General features: G+C 50.9%; 16 protein-coding genes and 1 tRNA gene. 1 reads left to right on the plus strand and 16 read right to left on the minus strand.

Annotation, left to right across the window (positions count from 1 at the left end; translation table 11 throughout):
* Positions 1 to 323 precede the first annotated feature (323 nt).
* From BUE38_RS22425 to BUE38_RS06075, 15 genes are all read right to left on the minus strand, one after another.
* Positions 324 to 815, minus strand: a complete 492-nt coding sequence (locus tag BUE38_RS22425) for a hypothetical protein (protein WP_143166209.1) — start codon at positions 813 to 815, stop codon at positions 324 to 326.
* The gene (locus tag BUE38_RS06010) at positions 793 to 1,092 is read right to left on the minus strand and encodes a hypothetical protein (protein WP_073434105.1); all 300 of its coding nucleotides are present in this window, start codon (positions 1,090 to 1,092) and stop codon (positions 793 to 795) included. The genes BUE38_RS22425 and BUE38_RS06010 overlap by 23 nt, the downstream gene beginning before the upstream one ends.
* 174 nt (positions 1,093 to 1,266) lie before the next feature.
* Complete coding sequence (locus BUE38_RS06015) at positions 1,267 to 3,117, minus strand: AAA family ATPase (RefSeq protein ID WP_073434201.1); 1,851 nt, start codon at positions 3,115 to 3,117, stop codon at positions 1,267 to 1,269.
* Between the two features lie 4 nt (positions 3,118 to 3,121).
* Entirely contained in the window at positions 3,122 to 3,616 is a 495-nt protein-coding gene (locus BUE38_RS06020; protein ID WP_073434106.1) for an ABC-three component system middle component 2, read from the minus strand.
* Entirely contained in the window at positions 3,606 to 4,709 is a 1,104-nt protein-coding gene (locus BUE38_RS06025) for an ABC-three component system protein (protein WP_073434107.1), read from the minus strand. Before BUE38_RS06025 ends, BUE38_RS06020 begins: the two co-directional genes overlap by 11 nt.
* Positions 4,710 to 4,716: 7 nt before the next feature.
* The gene (locus BUE38_RS06030; RefSeq protein WP_073434108.1) at positions 4,717 to 5,289 is read right to left on the minus strand and encodes a hypothetical protein; all 573 of its coding nucleotides are present in this window, start codon (positions 5,287 to 5,289) and stop codon (positions 4,717 to 4,719) included.
* Positions 5,290 to 5,389: 100 nt separating this feature from the next.
* Entirely contained in the window at positions 5,390 to 6,310 is a 921-nt protein-coding gene (locus BUE38_RS06035) for a nucleotidyl transferase AbiEii/AbiGii toxin family protein (protein ID WP_073434109.1), read from the minus strand.
* Positions 6,300 to 7,076 carry a type IV toxin-antitoxin system AbiEi family antitoxin domain-containing protein gene (locus BUE38_RS06040; protein ID WP_073434110.1) on the minus strand — a complete coding sequence of 259 codons (777 nt, stop codon included), beginning with the start codon at positions 7,074 to 7,076 and terminating at the stop codon, positions 6,300 to 6,302. Before BUE38_RS06040 ends, BUE38_RS06035 begins: the two co-directional genes overlap by 11 nt.
* Positions 7,077 to 7,650: 574 nt before the next feature.
* Entirely contained in the window at positions 7,651 to 8,595 is a 945-nt protein-coding gene (locus tag BUE38_RS06045) for a GIY-YIG nuclease family protein (protein WP_073434111.1), read from the minus strand.
* A gap of 127 nt (positions 8,596 to 8,722) precedes the next feature.
* Entirely contained in the window at positions 8,723 to 10,327 is a 1,605-nt protein-coding gene (locus BUE38_RS06050) for a type I restriction-modification system subunit M (RefSeq protein WP_073434112.1), read from the minus strand.
* 11 nt (positions 10,328 to 10,338) lie between these two features.
* The gene (locus tag BUE38_RS06055) at positions 10,339 to 11,403 is read right to left on the minus strand and encodes an AAA family ATPase (RefSeq protein ID WP_073434113.1); all 1,065 of its coding nucleotides are present in this window, start codon (positions 11,401 to 11,403) and stop codon (positions 10,339 to 10,341) included.
* The gene (locus BUE38_RS06060; RefSeq protein WP_200802147.1) at positions 11,400 to 12,665 is read right to left on the minus strand and encodes a restriction endonuclease subunit S; all 1,266 of its coding nucleotides are present in this window, start codon (positions 12,663 to 12,665) and stop codon (positions 11,400 to 11,402) included. Before BUE38_RS06060 ends, BUE38_RS06055 begins: the two co-directional genes overlap by 4 nt.
* A 4-nt stretch (positions 12,666 to 12,669) precedes the next feature.
* The gene (locus BUE38_RS06065) at positions 12,670 to 15,756 is read right to left on the minus strand and encodes a type I restriction endonuclease subunit R (RefSeq protein WP_073434114.1); all 3,087 of its coding nucleotides are present in this window, start codon (positions 15,754 to 15,756) and stop codon (positions 12,670 to 12,672) included.
* 449 nt (positions 15,757 to 16,205) lie between these two features.
* Positions 16,206 to 16,282: transfer RNA gene (locus BUE38_RS06070), tRNA-Ile, on the minus strand.
* A gap of 170 nt (positions 16,283 to 16,452) precedes the next feature.
* Positions 16,453 to 17,490 carry a hypothetical protein gene (locus BUE38_RS06075; protein WP_073434115.1) on the minus strand — a complete coding sequence of 346 codons (1,038 nt, stop codon included), beginning with the start codon at positions 17,488 to 17,490 and terminating at the stop codon, positions 16,453 to 16,455.
* Between the two features lie 290 nt (positions 17,491 to 17,780).
* Between BUE38_RS06075 and BUE38_RS06080 the strand changes: the two genes are divergently transcribed.
* Positions 17,781 to 20,039 carry a TonB-dependent receptor gene (locus tag BUE38_RS06080; RefSeq protein ID WP_234986791.1) on the plus strand — a complete coding sequence of 753 codons (2,259 nt, stop codon included), beginning with the start codon at positions 17,781 to 17,783 and terminating at the stop codon, positions 20,037 to 20,039.
* A gap of 133 nt (positions 20,040 to 20,172) precedes the next feature.
* Here BUE38_RS06080 and BUE38_RS22895 read toward each other — a convergent pair whose 3' ends face one another.
* Positions 20,173 to 20,328 (minus strand): hypothetical protein, encoded by a 156-nt coding sequence (locus BUE38_RS22895; RefSeq protein WP_159438860.1) that lies wholly within the window; start codon positions 20,326 to 20,328, stop codon positions 20,173 to 20,175.
* Positions 20,329 to 20,450 lie beyond the last annotated feature (122 nt).

A 20,450-nucleotide genomic window follows, 5' to 3' on the forward strand; every position in this document is an offset into this window, starting at 1 on the left:
GATACACAAGGGAAAGCGACCGTAATCGTGCGAAAGGTACAGTTCTTTGGAATCAGTAACTTAGCGAAAGCTAAGGATAGCACACGAAGCTGGTGTGTGTACCGCTGGTGTACCGTTTGGGGACCACCACTCTCTCGAGCAACATGCCTCTGAGGGGCGCAAGGTTGCTTCTCTCAAAGGCATGCTGACCGCTTACGGCAAAGAGCGGTAATTTATATTTCCCTGATATATTTATCTGCTAATAGAAGAAACAATATAGCCAAGAAAAATTAGAAATCAAAAATATAACTGTGCCTAACCTTGATAAAGCAAGCCTCAATTTTTTACGCCTTATATTCGCGCTCTATTTGAGCAAGCGCTTCTGATCTCTCCTCACCACTTACATATTCATGGACAAGAATATAGCTCCAAAGGAAGCGTTGCGCCGAATTTTGGCTTATAGGTTTTACATCACTAGAAAAACCATGACGATTTAATATGTCAATATAACTTTGATCATCCCCATTCGCTCCTAAATACTTATTGCACATATCATAAAAACAATTTAGTAAGTCACCATAGACATCATTGGTATCATTACAGACATCATAGACACAGCTGACACCTCCTTTCTCTAGCAAAAGGTAGTATATAGAGGATGGATCTTTCCACGAACAACTTACTATCTTTCTAATCTGACGAACCACTTCTCTAAGCTGGTTTGGCAAATATATATCTGAAGCATAAAGAGATTTTAGAAGCTGTCCATCCAAATCAACTCTCTTCTTTTCAAAACCCTCAGGAATCCCAGCCTTATTCGCTATCCAAGATAGCATACGAGTTATTCATCAATTTGTGTTCTGAAATAACAGAGTTCATAGTTTCCAGAAGCGGCAAAACTCTCTCCAGCTTTATCTTCTGAAACTCTGCCTCACGGATAGCGATATCTTTTTGAATCTGAAGGGCCGACTCAACCTCTTGTTTTCGAAGATCGAGTTTATTCTGAAACCATTTTTCTGAAAAATCTTTAAACACCCATCGCCATAAAACAACGACGACCAAAACCACAGCGGCCCATTTGCCAAGATTAAGAAAATCTAACACATCAATCATAGCATCCCTTATAGAATGTAGACATCCGCCTATACAGATAATTAAGAGGCGTATCCGGCCTCCACTTTAATATGAACGCACATTTAAAAATTATAGCGCCACAGTTCTTCCTCGCAAAATAAAAGCCGACCAATATATTTTTATAAAAAATATCCATTAATTTTTAAACTATTCCTAATGCACAGCAAGCAGACCAAAACGCCCTTGCTGGGGATTCTTGGTGAATACGGTTAAATCAAGCTGATCCTCAAAAGCCTCAGGAGGATGTTCATTTTCGATGATCACTACCTGACTATCAGAATGCTCTTCTATCAGGTACTTATAAAACTTTTGTTTCAAAGAAGATCCCTGCAAGCTGTCATCTTCACCCTCAGGCTTATAATAGGCAAGCAGTGGTGAATCTAGTACCACAAATCCTGGGTGAGGGAGCGAGTACTCTTTACAGAACTCCAGCAACCCTAATGTTGCCGCTGCGTGAGTTATTGCTCTCAGCCCCTTCCCTCTGTTACCACGAATTTTACCATTGATAACAAAGTCCATTATTGTCTCATCGAAATGTACGCTTCCAGCATCAGGAAAGTCCCATGAGGTCAATATATTCTCTACTGTTTTTGAAAAATCATGTAAAGTCTTCGTGGGTAGCTTCGCAGCAAGCTTCGGATCATCAGCTTCGGATTTATCTGTATCGCCGAACAACTCTTCTTTTTTCGCATAAACTTTATCTAACCTTGAGAACAGCGAGAGGTTGGACGTAACCCTGCTTCTCGCATCTACATATTCCGAATAATCTGACTGCATACCTGAAAGTTCTGGAGCAATAGCGCTTTTTATTTCACCGTCGACTTCAGAAAACTCATCCTCAACATCAACCAACTCCTCTGCTAGTCTAACTGATTCATCTCGTAATCCAGAGACAGTAGAGTCGAGGTCGCTTGCCAGCCTTTTAAGCTTCTCCATTTCGGCAGCGGCAGCAATAACGATAGATTCAACGTCACCGACACATTCATTATCACTATGCTGTGCATCAGGTGAAGCACCGCAAAGTGGACAAGGTTTACGCTCATAATGTACAAATAGCGACCCAGACTCTTCAATAGCCATCAAGCGCTGTAAGTCTGAAACATATTGAGCCCTTAGCAAAGAGAAACGCTCAAGCATATTGTTAATATCATCTATTCTATCCTTGATCTTCTCGCGGCACCTAACAATCTCCCGCCTACGGGTTGTCATTTCATTTAGATGTGTCTGAGCCAATTGAAGTTGTTGCTTGCTGGATGAAATGGAGACATCCAGCTTTTCGAGCTGTTCCTCAAGCTCTTTACGGCTGAAACCATGCTGAGCTATTTCATCTTCTAGATCAATTATCCATTGATCTAGAAGCTCTGCTTTCGCCATTTCATTAGCTTCAGATTGCTTACGAATATCTGTTGAAACTACCGCGCCATCATCCGTACCAGTGAGCATAAATTTTAACGCAGACTTCTCAGAAGTTTTGGTAACATACTGCCCCGTTAAAAACGGTGAGTCTTGGCGAATAATCTCCTGCTCATTGACGATAATCATTCTAGCTATATCACGAAAGCTAAGAGACCGGCATTCTCCTCGCGCGTTCTTTCTCAATGATTTATTTAATACATCAATTGCGCCGAGAAGCCAGCCTGAAATATTATCCTCTCTACCAGCCGCATGTTTGACATTTATCTTGCCACTATCTTCAATGTCAGTTCGTGCGCCGATGACACCCTCGTACACGCGATAGTTTCCGCCGTCAATGCTCCGCTCAAAAGTCCAAGCGCCATTTTTGGAAGACTGGATTGCTATACGGGCTCTGTCGTATCCATCAAGTTCAGGGATTCTTCTCAAATCCTTTCCTCCCAAGAGGAAGTCTATAGCCTCAACAAGGAAGGATTTACCCGTATCAGATGCGCCACAAACAACATTCAATCCTTGATTGAAAGAAATTGAGGCTGGCTCGACCACGACCCCCAAAAAGGTAACATTTCTTAATTGAATTTTTTCATGCATATCGTTAGCCACCTAAACCTTGTGGTGGGTGAAACTGGGTAGTCCATTTGTCAAAAAAACTGCTGATCACCTTATTAACATCTGTTGTATCTGTATTACCAAATGCATCCGCAACCCAGTTCGCCCTATCCAGCAGAGCACGCACATATGGCGTTTCGAGTGAATCAATGAATGGTTTAGCGTAGTCGCTAGCTTGGTAAGCTATACCCTCGGAAGAAGCAATTCTACAAATCAGCCCCCGGCTCATCATTAATGAAAGACCGGATTCGATAACATTTCTCCTTATAAGAAGCTCACCCTCTCTCATTGGAATCGGTGGGTGAAGACTCGCTGGGCCGTCAACATCGCCTGAATGGACAACCAAATAATCGAAATCCACAAGTCTCTGCAAATCCAAGGCTGTAGGAAAATTAGCCACAAGAATTATTAGCGAGCGAACCCCTGTTTCTAATGCACTATTAAATATATTGACACTTGCCTTTTTCTGCTCATCCATCATCTTCACTCCAGTTTAGCTTTTCGTCATTGACTAACTGGTGGCATATCCCTTGTTTATCACGCACGCGGGTCACACTCATTAATGGACTAGCATTAACAGCCACAGTTGCAGCCTGGGAAAGTGTAGAGCTTAGCTTATCCATGCCGCTTTCATGTTGGGATTCACACACGTCCACGACCCCATCATAAATGTCATTTTGAAGAGCCTCAAAAACGCCGGGGGGAACCGTATCTCGAGAAAAGCTTCGCAAAGATTCAGCATGATAAAAACTTTCTCGTTGCCTTTGGAAATTGTTCCGTATTCTTTGGTCCTTATCTAACAAAGATAAGTCCGGTATTTTTTGGTTCTCACCAATAGATTGAGCATAAACGACAAGAAGTTGTCGCACATATCGATGATCAAGAGATACAGTGTCTTCTGGTGGGATCTCAGGCTGCGGTCGGAGACCAAGCCCACCGCCAAACCTCACAGCATGGTAGGGTGTGGTAGCATGCTGCTCAATCATCTGGACGAGAGAGACTGTATCAAAAATGGTAAAATCAAATCCTTCTAAATATTTAAGAAGTTCGCCCTCAAGCTTTACCTTATCTGTAGATGTAATACCGTTTTCACAATATTTACCCCAATTTTCTTTTAACGCCTCTTTTAAACTTGGTGCATCTGAAAGAAGCTTACCTAGCTTTGTCCCTACTTGCCGCGGCGCAACAAAATAGTACTTGCGAGGAGATGGAAAGCCCCCTCGGAAGGAAAAATATATAACCTTTCCAAACTCAACCCAAACGTCGGAAGGGGTGAGCGGATGGTCATAAAATTTGCATTGATAGTTATCCCACCCATCACTGAACTGGGTAGAAGTCACGAACCCTACAACATCTAACCCTTGGTCCCCTGCACCAGCAAAGCGTCTTACCCGATAATACGAACTTTTAATAGACGAAGCCCACTCTTCAGTAAACTCTTCCCATGTATCTTCATCAAACAATTTCACCCTTTGCGTTTTTGGGATAGGGATGCCCGCAATCACATGGTCAGAGCCATATAATCCTCTCTGCGGGTTTGGCATAAGTTCTTTGAAGTCGTCATCTTTCATCATCTTTAGGTTACTTTTGACAACGTAAGTCACAGCTCGACTTCCCCGCGAACAACTTCAGCATCAAGAACATACACTCCCTTCCTGACTCATCATTCTCCAGCAGCGGCATGCTGAGTTTCTCTTGGTCGCTGAGGGCGTCGAGCACGGCGTCGGTAACCTTCTTCGGGAACAGGCCGTGCATTACCTGGTCTTCGCTGTGGTTTTGCACCTGGATCATGACCGCTTCGTCGCGCTCGACAATGCCGTTGGTGAAGTGCAGCTTGTCGTCGTCGCTGACCTCGGCGCCGTAGCCGTAGAGGTCGTCAAGTCGGTCGATAATCTTGGCCAGGCGCTGCTTCTCCGGGTCGTGGGGCTTGCCGGAGCCCACCTCGCTGACCGGGGTGAGGCCGTAGTCGCCTTCAGCCCCTTCTAAACGCAGGCGCTTCTCATTGTGCTTGGTGAGGTAATAGTGGGTGAGATCCCGCTCGCTGACCTCCTCCCCCGTATGTTCGCAGCCGCCGGCTATGCCGACCTCCCAGCCATAGGCCCTTATGGCCTCGATGATGTCCCGCTGGAACAGAGCTTCCCCGCTGTTCGCCATGTCACCCCCTGCGCCTGGCGTAATTATGCGTAACAGCCTAGCGCTTCAGGGATAACAGGAGAAGTCTACTTACGCCGCTGTATCACCGGGGTCCCAGCCATTATTCGCGAAGCCTGCCTAAGGCCTGCTCAAGCAGGCCCAGTGACCGATGGTGCTTGTCAGCCCCCATCCTCTGGATGTTGGCGAGCTTCCAGCGCACGGCAGGCAGCCGATCAACGCCCTGCAGCGGAAGCAGCGCCCAGTCAGGCGCTCCCTGCTTGAAGGACATCAGGAAGCGAACGTCCTCATCGGTCATTAGCTGCCCCAGCCGCGACAGCAGCTCATCGCGGACGCTCTCCAGCTCCTGCAAAGGAAGGTCAACTCTGGCCATTCCGACAAACTCCTGTCGGTAGACGTCGTCCAGCGGTTTTAGTCGCGGGTTGATCACTTCGTTCAAGGGTCTGGGATGTCCCAGCAGATAGACCAGGAAGCCTTCGAATACGCTTCGATCCAGGCCGCCCTGGTTCAGCAGCAGCTTCACATCGAAGAGATCTCTGGGGTGCTGGCGGTCCAGCGCTGCGCAGATCTTGCCGCCATACAGGTCCGGAAGTGACACCACCTGCACCGCAGCAAAGCCGTACTCGTCCTCCACGGCTTCAACGGCATCGCGCTCCTGAGGCGGGTGAAGAGTGCCACGCAGTACCGGCGATACCTCTACCTTCACTTGGCTACGCCCTCGGCGCACCAGGATCCTCAGCTCGTCTCGGCGATTATCCTGAAGCTCGGCCTGCACGCCTCGCAGTCGAGCACTGAAGGCCTGTGCCAGTCGCTGCAGCGCCTCGCGACAGCGCTGTAGTGCTTCGTCACGGGGTTCTAGCGGCAGGTAGGCCAGGTCGATATCGACCGATAAACGCGGAAACGGCTGCACGAAGAGGTTGATGGCCGTACCGCCCTTCAGGGCGAAGCACGGCTCGTCATTGAGGAATGGCAGCAGCGAGAACAGCAGCCTGACCTGTTCGTGGTAGCGAGCGTCAATAGGCATGCAGGAACGCCTCCGGCACCGTCACGTGATATTCCCTGTCCAGCTTGCCGCCCTGGTAGAGCTGCCGCTTGCCTTTGCCGAGGTCCAGTCGGCGTGGTTCCAGACGACCGTACCAGGCATGCCCGGCGTGGCGAGCCAGCACCAGGAAGGCCCGCTTGGTTCTCACCGAACGGCACCCCTCGAGCAATGCCTGCAGCCGGCGCGGGCGCAGCGTGTTAAGCCCGCCGAAGGTGTCCACCAGCTCACTGCTGAACAGCAGCTCATTCGACGTTACGGCGATCCACTCCAGGACCGCTCGCTCTGGGGTCGATACCTGCAAACTGAAGCCCCTGCCATCCGGCGCGTAGTCCGTAAAGCTGCCGGGAAGCTGCGCTGGCAGGCCCTTTTCAGAGTGGAGCACCATCTGCCCTACCCACTCGGCGTCACTCAACCATCGGGGCAGCCGAGTGGCCTCCTTGCCATGCAGATGCGTCGTGCGCTCCCCCATGGGCAGATAGTGGGCAAAGCCATGCAGTGCCAGGGCCGTCTGGCCACCCGGCCAAAATGGTGGCATCCCCGAGCCGTCGCTCGCCTGCAGGGCGAACACAGCGCTCTCCCAGGTAAGAGGCTCCCCCGCTTGGCAGTAGGCGCCGTGCCCCACGCGTTGCAGCCAGCCACTGCTGGCCAGCTTACGCGCCTGATCAGATGTGACGCCGTGTGACGCCAGCCAGGCGGTCGTCACGACGGCGCCATACGGGATCTTGTGTAGCAGCTGGTTTATTTTCACGTTAAAAAGCGGCCTTAAATTCCGTCTTCAGAGTGAAGAATAAACCATGTTGGTTTATCTTCAAGAACAAAATCGCCATTCAAGGCCGCTTTTAGAACAGAATTTAAACCTTCAGCTGCGTCTCCGGCCCTGCTCGAGCCAAGGGATAGCCCCACCGCAACGGTTGCAGGGCCAACTGGTCAACTTCGGCGCGCCGCGTTCACATCCAGGTGCCCGGCGCAACGTTGTAGCGGGACGGCAGCTTGAGGGACAACACCAAGCTGAGGAAATCGCGACAGAAAGCGAAGCGACCGCAAATCTCATTAATCCTGATAGTGCGTGTACTTTTTCGCACTTCCCTTCACTTGGTCGGCGGGATATTTCTCCGCATTCTTCTCCATCTTCGCCCGGCATGCCTGCTCTGCTGCTCTGAACTGCCCCAACCATCGCGAAGATTTCATCATTTGAGTCAAACCGCTTCGACTCCCCCCTTCCGCTGTCGGTCATAGTGAACATCTACCCTTAGCAGGTAGTACGTTGCTGATGGCTTCCAGCAGTAGTCAATGATTGATCAGTTAATGCGAAGCCAGACAAATCAATCCTGCATGCTACCCTCAACATGCGTCGTGACGGCGCTGACTTGTTGGTCCTGCCAAGCAGCGTAAGTATGTCCCGAACTTTCAACTTTCCAATGGATACGACCGTTAGAGTTGCGCCCGACAATTATCGCGGATGCAGCGCTAGGACTGGAAAAGGCGTAGTCAGTGGAGAACTGTTTTAACCCATTATTCGTGCCGACCAACACTCCCTCCTCGCACAGCTGCATGTACAAGGTCTTGTAGCCACCATCGATACCCGACCACTCGCCACGAGCGAAGGAGCCAGCAAGTACATAGAATTCGCCATCGATTTCCTTCCCATAAGCTTTTGCCTTGACCTTGGGAACTTCTGCAACAAAACGGGGAGTACTGACGACTGGTGAATCAGGCTCATCCGAGGAAATTCGCAGTGAAGTGGACCGCTCACGCAGAAAGTCGAGCCCAAGCACCGGCATCACCGTGCGGATCTGCTCAAGGAAGAACGCCATATCCGCCTTGTCTGACTCGGGTAGTCCGACATAGTCATGCGCAGTGCCATTGACCAACTTGTAACGCCCCGACTCAAGTGAATGCTTGATCAACAAACTCTCGAGATACTTCACATGAGCCTTGGTAAGGTTCTGGTCCTTGCTGGTAACCAGACAGACCTTCTCCCAGAAGTCCTTACCGCCCTTCTCCTCAAGCCTGTTGTGTTGCTTCAGCCGATTTCCCACATCATCACTTTCACCAACGTAGAGCAAAGGGCGAGCACCTCCCTCGGGGTCCGAGCCAACAAGGAAATACACACCCGTACGGCCGCATTCAGGACGCTGGACTAACTCACTCAACTTGCTACGCGGCCCAGTGAGCACATGGCCAGTCCAGTTCATGATTTCCGCCGTCAGCAGACCATTGGGAGTACCGTCCACCAGAAAGAGTCGTATGCTGAGCCCTTGGGTCATGGTTTCCCCTGTTCCTCATTTATAAGTGTTCCAAAGTGGTCCCTCCCCACAGCTACACAAGCTTTGGTACAGCTGTGGAAAGAAGACTTTCACTCAATTATTGGTGGATGTCTGCTGAATGCCAGCCTCAAATCAAGGGCAAGCCAAGCTCCTTGAGAAAACCATTATGTTCCTCGGAAGATTTTGTTATTCGCATTTCAATTTCTTCTAGCTTTTTATGAACCTCTGATAAATCGACTTCCCGCTCAGGCTTGGCGGTACTGATATAGCGGGAAATATTGAGATTGTAATCGTTCTTCTCAATTTCCTCCATGCCTACGCGCCGAGAATAGCGCTCCTCGTCCTTGCGATATTGGTAGGCATCGACAATCTTATCGATATGCTCTGGCAGTAAGGAATTTTGACGCTTACCTTTTTCAAAACACTCACTAGCGTTGACAAAAAGCACGTCATCAGGTTTTTTACACTTTTTCAGAACCAGAATACATACTGGAATACTGGTAGAAAAGAATAGGTTGGCAGGCAACCCAATGACAGTATCGATGTGAGCGTCTTTTAGTAACTTGGTGCGAATTCGCTGTTCCACACCGCCACGAAAAAGCACGCCATGAGGAAGAATTATGGCCATGGTGCCTTCATCACCAAGGAAGTGGAAACCATGCAGCAGGAAGGCAAAGTCCGCCGCTGATTTTGGCGCGAGGCCATAGCTTTTGAAGCGAAAGTCCTCGCCTAACGCTTCACTGGGCTGCCAACGGTAGCTGAAAGGTGGATTAGCGACAACTGCATCGCACTGAAGCTTCTTGGCCGGATTCATCTCATTGAGAAGATTCCAGTCGTTAGTCAGCGAATCGCCATGATGAATACCGAACTCGTTATCCTTAACTCCGTGCAGCAGCATGTTCATGCGTGCAAGGTTGTAGGTGGTGATATTTTTTTCCTGCCCGTAGATCATGCCGATGCCATGCGGCCCCATCTGATGGCGCACATTGAGCAACAGCGAACCAGAACCACAGGCGAAATCCAGTATCGCATTGAGCTTCTTCTTTTTGCCAGAGGCCGGCTCTTGGCTGTCCAGAGTGACGATGCGCGAGAGAATGGTGGAGACCGATTGAGGGGTGTAGAACTCCCCAGCCTTCTTGCCGGAACCAGCAGCAAACTGACCGATTAAGTATTCGTAGGCATCGCCCAAAATGTCACTGTCGGTGGAAAATTTCGCAATTCCCTCAGCAATTTTTGTTATTATAGTACTAAGTTTTTTGTTCCGGTCAGCAGGTGTTCTACCCAGCTTTTCCGAGTTTAGATTGATCTCGGAAAACAGGCCCTGAAAGGTACTAGCGAAGGATTCGTTTTCGATATATTTAAACCCCCGCTCCAAGGTTTGCAACAAATCTTCATTCTGGGTTCGGGCGCGCTCGTAGATACTTCTCCACAAGTAATCCGGGTGGATCACATAGTGTACCTTGCGGCGCATCTGCTTTTCAAAATCGGGAACATCCTCAGTATTTTCTGTGTACCAAGCTGAAAGTGGTGCACGCCGATCATCCCCATCCAGTTTTGGGTAATCCACTCCCAGCTCTTTACTGGCTGCCGCTTCGTAGTTATCGGAGAGGTAGCGCAGAAAAAGAAATGACAACATATAGTCGCGAAAATCGTCGGCATTCATCGCCCCGCGCAGATCATCAGCGATAGCCCAGAGGGTTTTTCCCAGTTGGTTGAGTTGTTCCTTGGTCATGGATTTCTCATTCAAAACTTAAATTGAAATTTTTCGACCAGTTTATTATATATTTCCTTAAACAAACCAGCCTCATGATCACTCATCATTTCCGTTTGGTCATAATACACAGACTTATGTGAGTGCATATTTATCACATGCATAACTTCTTCGGAATTTACAATCCCAATTTTTCTCAAGGTGTATCCTGGAGCTCTAGTACCCAAAAAAGATGCAACATTTTCCAAAAGTTGTCGCAACAGGGAGAAGTGATAGGTGTATAGCTGTCTATCACTTGCTTCCTTCAACACCTGTAGTAGATGAAGGTGATAAAGGAAAACATTTCGTTGTGGTACATCCAGTACTACACCTACGTCCGTACGCTTCAAAATACGCAGCCCCGTCAGATTTTTATATCGACCACTCTTTTCTCCTTCTGTCAAACGATTGGCTAGAATAGAAAACAACCCAATGTGATGAGTGGTTATTATTATAGACTTCTTCTTATAACTCTGCTCAACCAGCTGATATAAAGTATCAGCTGTCAGAAAAATATTATGATCATCTAGACTAGACACCGGGTCATCGATAAAAATATGTGCGTCCTGCTCGTTAGCCCAACCATCGACGTCTAGTAAAGAAAGGAAAAAACACCAGACAAAAATTCGCTCTTCTCCCCGTGAAATTTTTATGGGAGTTTCTTCTTCGCCCTCATTGTAAAACGTGACCGACTCAATTCCCTTTTCAAGATCATCGTAAGGGTTTAACCTAAACCTAAAGCACGGATTATACTGGGCCAACTTCTCCATCACAGCATCTTCATCATCATAAATAAAGCTGTGAAACTGGTTCAAACGACTTGGCAGTATCTTCAGCCTGATATCGGCACCATCGTTTTCTTCATCATTATCCCAAACAAACAAATCCTCGCTGTAAGCATTATAATAAACACCTGAATGCTGACCACCATTCCTCTCTTTAGTGTAATTCTTATAAGCAACAGAAAGCTGAGTTTTTCCTGTACCATTAAATGCATAAATGAGAACAATACTCTCATCCATTCCCTGAATTTCTTTTGCAATATCATCTAGGCTCATACAACTACCTCAGGGCTTGGAAAGAGATGCTGCATCAATCCTTTTTTATGGAACTTTAGGGCGTCAATTTTTTCCGACTGCGCGATGATCAACGCATCGAAAGACGAGAGGCAATCAGCGATTTTCTGTTGTTCTACTTCAGTCGATGGAATTGGAATTTTGAAGGACCTAATTTGCCCAAAATTCAACCCTTGCCGGTTTCCTCCTGCCTGAAAACTGTCAATCTGGTTTTGGCCACGATCTGACAACAGGAATTGATTCAAAAAGAAGGGGTTCAACTCACGCCGTTTAGTACGAATGATACAAACATGCTGATTAACATTCCCACTAGAAATACGTAGATCAGCGATTGCGCTTCTCCCAATAGACGCACCCGTTATATTGAGAAGGACATCGAGACCTTTGATTTCAGTGGAACCAAAAGACTTGTGGGTTTCTTCATCAATGAACACAATGTCGTCTAAGACCAACTCACCCCACCCGACATTTTGACTTCTGATAAACGGTCGCCCTTCTGACTTGTAATTCTTATCTCCACCTCGTGGAGTAATTCCACTACCAACTTTCGTCGTCAAAGACTCTAGCTCACGAATCCTCCACCCCTCCGCATCCTGAAACTCGGGAAATCGCAGGCGGGGAACGCTTTCACCCTCGCGGGGGAAGAACTGCTGCATTAGACCTTTTTTGTGGGTCTTGAGAGCATCGAGCTTCTCCGTATGGGAGGCGATCAATGTGTCGAGAGACGAGAGGCAGTCGGCGATTTTTTTTTGTTCGGGAAGCTCTGGAAATAAAGCACTCCAAGAACAAAGCGTTTTAAAGTAGAGCCTAGTTCTTGTTCCGCCTTTTTTCTGAGCTTCCGCGAACCGCTTAAAATCTTCACCATCATTTAGTTTGTGAAGAAGAAATCGCGAATCCAAGCCCGACGTTTTAAAGACCGGGTATTCTTTGCTTACAGCTATCCTATGCCCTGTACCATTTATATTGAACTTAAAAGTCGCATCATCACTCATATGGCGATATACAAAATACCCCGCCGGGACAATGCCGTATTCGCCCTCATTCAGGACCTCTCGCCCATCATAATAATCTTTTTGAAACTTAAGCCCCGTCCTTGTGGAACTATAAATAGGAAAATCATTTCCAGCAGCATCTACTCTTTCCGAATAGTTTTCTAGAAATGGTTTAAGCTCTTTGTATTCCCACTCATCTGAGAACTCGGGAAATCTCAGCCTAGGCACCAAAGTCTGCTTCTCGTCCTTCATATCCCTACTCATACGCCGCCAACCCTGAAATTTCACGTCCGCCAGCCTGTTTTTTCAAAAAGGGTACCAATTCTTCCATCAGTGCCAGTTCGGCCTTGCTGCGCGCTTTCCAGCCCAGTCCCAGTGGTTCAAATAAATCGCTTAACTGTTCACCGTCAAAGATCATCCGATTTAGAATACCGTCCACAAAGGCTTGCAAGGCATCGTGTATTAGCCCATGTCGTTCGGCCAAAATACTCAGTTCATCCCGGGCCTTTTGGGACCTGAAGATCTGGTAGCCCTCGCGAATGGCTTGTTCGCTCAGCCCCTTGCCTGCTTCCAGAGTGTTGATATAAGCGATGATATCGTCGCGTTCATCCATCAGGTTACTGTTCGCGCCCAGCAGGTTGATCAGCTGGCTGCGGCTCATGGTTTGCTTGCCGGGAGCTTCCTGACTGAAGCGGGCCACTAGGCCCATGATGTAGTCGTAGTCAATCAGACTGGAGGAAAAAAGCACGAACTCGAAATCCAGTTGCTCGATGGCCTGCTGTGCATCGCTTGCTTGATCACCGCTTTTGCCTTGCTGTTCTTTCAGACGCTGGGCGGTTTCCAGGTAGGAGCCACGCAACGCACGCAGCTCATCCTCCGGCAGGAGGGTGTTGATTGCTTCCTTTTGTTCGTCACTCAGGTCAGTGTATTGATCAAGCTGGGTTTTCAGGCGTTGGACTTCCTTGAAGCGGTTAATGAATTCAATGCGCGCGGTATCGCCCTTAAGGTTGTAGACGCCTTTAGGTTCAAAAACCACGCCGCTCTTTTCATCACTCGGTTCAACGTGTTGCGCCATAAACTGTTCCATGGCCATGACGGCTTTTTCGTATTTTTCAATCACCGCGGGAGCTGGGTCTACCAGCCAGATTTCACGAGAGCGGCCGGTATCCTCGCCGGAGAAAAGCGCAATGGCTTCATCCACGGACTGCTCCTGCCCACGAAAGTCAAGGACATTGCCATAGGGCTTGGTGTCATTGAGCACGCGGTTAGTGCGTGAGAAGGCCTGGATCAATCCGTGGTACTTGAGATTCTTGTCCACGTACAGAGTATTAAGGTACTTGGAGTCGAAGCCGGTAAGCAGCATGTCTACGACTATCGTAATGTCGATTTTGTTTTTCTGCGGATAATCACTGTTGCGATATTGCTGCTCCTTTATGCGCTGCTGCACATCCTGATAGTAAAGATCGAACTCGTTGACATTGTGATTGCTGCTGTACTGGGCATTGTAGTCGGAAATAATCTCTTGCAACGCAGCCTTTTTCCGCTCCGGCTCTTGCTGGTTGTCAGCCTTCTCCTGGGGAAGATCTTCTTGTAGTTGTTTGATATCCTTATTACCGTTAGCTGGCGGCGAAAAAACGCAGGCGACATTCAGCGACTGATAATCCGGATCTTCGATATAGCGCTCGGCCTGAATCTCTTTGAACAACCGGTAGTAGCTAATGGCATCGTTGATAGATGCCGTGGCTAGTATAGCGTTGAAACGGCGCTGATTGGTGGCCGCATTGTGCTTCTCCAGAATCGCGTCCACTATCAATCTTGCAGAGGCCTGCTGGGTCAGCGCATGCTTGGTCCTTGAGTTCGCTTTTGCCTTGCTATTATTATCTTGGGCCTGCTCTTTTTTCTTCTGACTTTCCGGCTTGAAATAGTCAATATGGAAGCGCAACACGTTTTTATCATCAATCGCGTGAGTGATGGTGTAGGCGTGTAGTTGCTTTTCAAAGATGTCTTTGGTGGTTTTGTAAGAACCAACGGTGCCGTCGATCTGCTTATAGCTGGCGTTGTCGTCAAAAATGGGAGTGCCAGTAAAGCCAAATAATTGAGCCCTAGGAAAAAATTCCTTGATGGCCTGGTGATTGTCACCAAACTGGGAGCGATGACATTCGTCAAAAATGATTACGATACGCTTGTCGCGCAGAGGCTCCAGCCGTTCTTTGTAGGTAAGCTGGCCCTTTTCCTTATGCTGTTGGGCCTTTTTGCTGGTTTCATCCAGCGCCAAGCCGAGCTTCTGGATGGTGGTAACGATTACCTTGTCGGCGTAGTCCTCAGAGAGCAGGCGACGCACCAGAGTTTCGGTGTTGGTATTCTCCTCAACGCAGCCTTCCTGAAATCGATTAAACTCCTCGCGGGTTTGACGATCGAGATCCTTGCGGTCCACCACAAACAGGCATTTCTCAATGTCTGGGGTATCCTTGAGCAGGGTAGAAGCCTTGAAGGAGGTGAGTGTCTTGCCACTGCCGGTGGTGTGCCAGATGTAGCCATTGCCCCGGTTCTGTTGGATGCACTCGACAATGGCCTTGACCGCATAGATCTGGTAAGGACGCATGATCATCAGTTTTTGCTCGCTGGCCACCAGTACCATATAGCGGCTAATCATCTGACTCAAAGTGCATTTGGCGAGAAACTTGTCGGCAAAGTCGTCCAGATGGGTGATTTTGGTATTATCTTCGCCGGCCAGCTGATAAATAGGCAAAAAGCGCTCATCGGCATTGAACGCAAAGTGCTGATTGTGGTTGTTGGCAAAGTAATAGGTGCTGCTTCGGTTACTGACAATAAACAACTGCATGAAGCACAGCAGCGTGTTGCCATAGCCATTGCCAGGCTCGTTCTTGTATTGGACGACCTGCTCCATCGCGCGGCGCGGATTGATGCCGAGGGTTTTCAGCTCGATCTGCACCACAGGCACACCGTTGATCAGTAGGATCACGTCATAGCGGTGGTGACTGTTGTCGGTGTTGATACGCAGTTGGTTGATGACCTCGAAATCGTTTTTGCACCAATCCTTAAGGTTGACCAGCATGTAGTGCAACGGGGTGCCATCCTCACGCTGAAAGTAGCCGTATTCGCGCAAGGTCTTTGCCGCCTGAAAAACATCCGCGTTGATGATTCCATCGCGCAGCCGGGAGAACTCCGCATCCGTTAGGCGGACGCGGTTAAGTGCCTCGAACTTCTCGCGGAAGTTCCGCTCCAGCGCGACTTTGTCGCGAATGTCGGGACGGTAGGTATATTTAAGCTCTTCGAGCTTGCTGATCAAGTTCTGCTCGATCTGGCTTTCTTTCAAGGTCATTCTGATAACTCTTCTGACTTGCCACGGGATTGTGGCTGCGCACCATGCCTTGATGATTGAGTCAGCATTCTACACTTTGAGGCACTTGGACCGAAGCGTGCGCCATTATGCAGGCCTGTCAAGGGTAAGCTCATCGCTCATACTCCAGCGCCCAAGACGAAACGTGCTGTGCTGACAGAAAGCAGCAACCGCTGACAACCTTTCCCTACCTATCTCGGGGTAACCGTTGGCTTAGGTGCGCTTTCTGACGAGTGCGGCCTCCGCAATTAACGCCTGTTGGGTTGATAGTACCTTGGTATCACTGAATGACGGCTTTCCAACTACCAGAGGGGGTCTTGACGATGGTGGCCATGAAAATCTCCAGGAGGCTGAAGAATCGGTACTGTACCGAAACTGTACCCTTGGACTATGGGACTCACCAGAGAGAATTCGTAAGATGCTGATTTTATTGGTGGGCCCAGCTGGACTCGAACCAGCGACCAAGGGATTATGAGTCCCCTGCTCTAACCAACTGAGCTATAGGCCCGTCTTGCGAGGAAGGTGGCGATGGTTGCCAGGCTGTTGATCAACCTGGCAAATCTACGCGGGCAGTATCATACCCAAAGCGGCCTGGTGCTTCCAGTGGTCGAGTCATGATCCGGTCACTTTTCTTGTCTTGCACCAGGCACCAGGCTCCCCTCTCAGCTCACGTCGGGTTCATGCCAGGCCGAGGATGGTGTACAGCGCTTCGCAGGAGTGGCGCTCATCACGGTCGTCGACGCTGCCGAGCTGGTGGTTGCGGTCGTTGTCGTAGGCGACGAACAGCCGTTCTCGATCCAGCACCGCGAGGCCTTCCGCCTTGTGTTCGAACTCCAGCGGCGTGCCATCTTCCAGCGTTACCAGGGTGGGCTCCTTGCCTGCATGGAAATCTTCCAGCGACATCACCCACAGGTAACCACCGATCACTTCCTCGCCGTCGATTTCGGTCTCGAAGCTGGTCAGCAGATAGATCTGGCCGTGATAGGGGTCGTACTCGATGCTCGACAAGGCACACTCATAGCGCACGCCTTCGTGGTCACAGGGGTCGAAGCTGTACACATCGTGCAACGCATCGATGAATTCCAGGTTGTGGCTGTCATTGACGATGAAGTGGGCGCCGATGACGCGGCGCTGATAGGTAAAGTCGTCGTGCGCCCTGCCCTGCTCACGAATGCCGAACAGCAGCAGGCCATCGCCCTTGTCGCTGGGAATGGCAGCCAGCCCTTCGATCTTGTAGTAGGGATCACCCACGGCAGCCGTCATCTTGCGGCGCAGCTCCAGTGATCCTTCCACGCCGTCACGCGGATCGGGGTCAACCACCTGCACCTGTTCCGGCTCACCAACCGGCCAGACCAGCAGATGGTTGTAGTCGTTCAGGTCGTGGGTGTGATCGTCGATACGATCGAAGCCGGTGGTGGCAATCATGTACCGGCCATTGGTGGTCAGTGCGAAATCCTCGTACTTCACCGCCTGCTTGATCTTCGCCTGGGTCAGGTATTCCAGCCGGGTGTCGTCCGGCCCGCTGCTGTCGAGGGGCAGCTTGAACACGGCGGAACGTCCCTCTCCGGGGATCGGCTTGTCACTGGCCAGCATCAGGCTCTTGCCGTCATACGCCACAGCCGATACCTCGACATTGACGAGGTTGCCATCACTGTCCTTCAGTCCGGCGGGAAAGCAGTGGATGGTGCCCTGCTGCAATATGCGCACACTGGTCATGAGCTTCTCCATCTGATGAAAGACTGCTGTTCAGACCCGAGTATCCGGGAGAAGTTTGCTGCATGAAACCCATCGTCTCTGTCCTTCCCTTACATGGCCCTTCCTGCATGGCCTCTCCTGCATGGCCTCTTCTACACATGACGCCATCTGCAAACACAAATGCAAAACCTTCTCATTACTTGCATATTTCGGTATATTGCGGCCGGTAGCGCTCCTGCATCCGAGACGCATGAAAGGCGCCAGCTCCCTCGATAACAACACAACTTCTCCCGGATCCTTCAAGGCAAAGCATGAACACACCCAGGATGACCCATCTGGTACTGGTGGCTGCCACCACGGTACCCGGTCTGGCATTTGCCCAGACCTCGCCTGTTTCTATCAGCCCAGACTCTACCAGTTCGGACTCCACCAGCTCCGAAACTGTCAGCTCCGAAACTATCAGTTCCCAAACCGTCAGCTCAGGCGATGGCGGTACCACCTCGGTCAGCGCGACCTCCGCCGCTCCAGCGGAGAGCCAGACGCAGGACACCATGGTGGTGGTGGGCTCGCGCACGCCACGCGCCATCAGTGAGATTCCCGGTGCGGTATGGGTCATCGACCGCGAGCAGTTGGATACTCAACTGCACACCGGTGCGGATCTGAAGACGGCGCTGGGCCAACTGGTGCCGGGCATGGATCTGGCGCCTCAGGGCCGTACCAACTATGGCCAGAACATGCGTGGTCGTACGGCACAGGTGCTGATCGACGGTGTGTCGATGAACGGTTCGCGCAGCCTGTCTCGCCAGTTCGACTCCATTGATCCGTTCAATATCGAGCGTATCGAGGTGCTGTCGGGTGCCACCAGCCTGTATGGCGGCGGTGCTACCGGTGGGTTGATCAATATCATCACCCGCAAGGGAGAAGGCGCCGGTCGTCACTTCTCCACTGAAGCCGGGGTGACCACGGGCTTCAACAACTCCAACGATGCCCAATACCGTCTGGCGCAGTCGGTCAGCGGTGGCAGTGAGCGGGTCAATGGGCGCCTGGCGGTGGCCTATCAGGACAACGGTCGCTTCTACGATGGCAGTGGCGACGAGATCTTCCCGGATATCGCCCAGACCGATCTGCAGGACAACCGCAGCATCGACATCATGGGCAACCTCAATGTCCAGTTGGCCGAGGATCAGACGCTGACCCTGGGCGCGCAGCTGTATCGCTCCGGTTACGAAGGCGATCGCGACGTCTACTTCCCCAACCTCGATGCGCCGGTGCCGGATCTCAACGACGCCGATATCCGTGATGGCTATAGCTCGGACCGTGAGCCCCAGACGGATCGGCGTATGGTCAATGTGCAGTACCACCATGCCGATCTACTGGGTCAGAACTTCTATCTGCAGGGTTACTACCGCGAGGAAGAATCCAGCTTCCACGCCTTCCCCTATTCCACCCCAGATGGCATCGAGTTCCGCACCTCCAAGCAGAACACCGATATGGGTGGTCTCAAGGCGCTGTTCGAGGCTGACTTCAACAACACGGTGACGCTGAACTACGGTCTGGACTGGGATCGCGAGTCCTTCGATGCCGACCAGATGTACTTCGATATTCCGACCTCCAACGCCAGCGGCGGCCTGGTGCAGGAGAACAGCCGCGTCGAGCCGCGCTATCCGAGTTATCAGGTCGATACCTACGCCGCCTTCGCCCAGAGCGAGTGGAAGATCACCGATGGCCTGACCCTTACTGGCGGCCTGCGCCAGCAGCATATGGATGTCGAGGTCGAGGACTTCAAGACAGTGCCCGGTGGTGAGAACGACTATGACGCCACCCTGGCCAACCTCGGTGCTCTCTACGATTGGGGCAACGGCAACCAGAACTGGCTGCAGTTCAGCCAGGGCTTCGAGCTGCCGGACCCGGCCAAGTACTACGGCAAGAGCCCGGATGTCAGCGTCGACGAGAATCCGCTGGATGCCATCAAGACCAATCAGGTCGAGCTGGGCTGGCGTTTCAACAATGCCGACTGGATGACCCAGGCCGCGCTCTACTACGCCTGGTCGGACAAGGCGATGGAGAACGCCGAGGATCTGAGCGTCAGCGTGGTCGACGAGAAGAAGCGTGACTACGGCCTGGAAGCGGCGGTCACTCGTTACTTCGACAACGGCATCGAGGTCGGCGGCACCCTGCACCTAGTGCGCTCCGAGCAGGAAGATGACGATGGAGACTGGGTCAAACGAGATGCCCGCTACGCCTCCCTGTCCTCGGCCACTGCCTTTGTCGGCTGGAACGACTACGACGCCGGTCGCAGCGCACGGCTGCAGGCCAGCCATGCCCACAATATCGAGGACAACGAGGACCGCCAGGTCGATGGCTACACCACCTTCGACCTGGCCATGAGCCAGGACATCGAAGTGGGTACCCTGAGTCTGGGTATCGGCAACCTGCTCGACGAGCAATACTCCACCGTCTGGGGCCAGCGCGCGGCGATGTTCTATTCGCCCTACTACGGCCCCGAGTATCTGTACGACTACCAGGGCCGCGGTCGCACCTATACGCTCAGTTGGTCGATGGATTTCTGATCCGGCTCACGGCTGCCGTCCCTGGCGACGGCAGCCTTTCCTCGCCGCGGCTTTCCCTCTCCGAGGTCTGTTCTTCTCGCTGTCTATCCTCCCTCTCTGTCTATCCTCCCTCGTTATCGCCCCCCCTCGCAGTCTATCCCCACTCACTATTAACATGGCAATCAAATAGCTCATCCTGATCGATTTGATTGTCGTCCGCACCACACTGGCACAGATGCTCGGATCTGCTGGTGTGATGCGGTCTCGCGTCGGCCTGATGGCCGACGGCGGCACGTCCCTGTGCCGCCATAAACCCAACATGAAAGCATGCCGGGTTAATAACCATCCTTCCCACCGGCTACTTCTCCGCACTTGATAATGCGTTGCATTATCAAGTGCGATGTGCGACTCTCATTCGCCCACAGATTTTCC

The sequence above is a fragment of the Halomonas cupida genome (genome assembly GCF_900142755.1).
Classification (GTDB): Bacteria; Pseudomonadota; Gammaproteobacteria; order Pseudomonadales; family Halomonadaceae; genus Halomonas; species Halomonas cupida.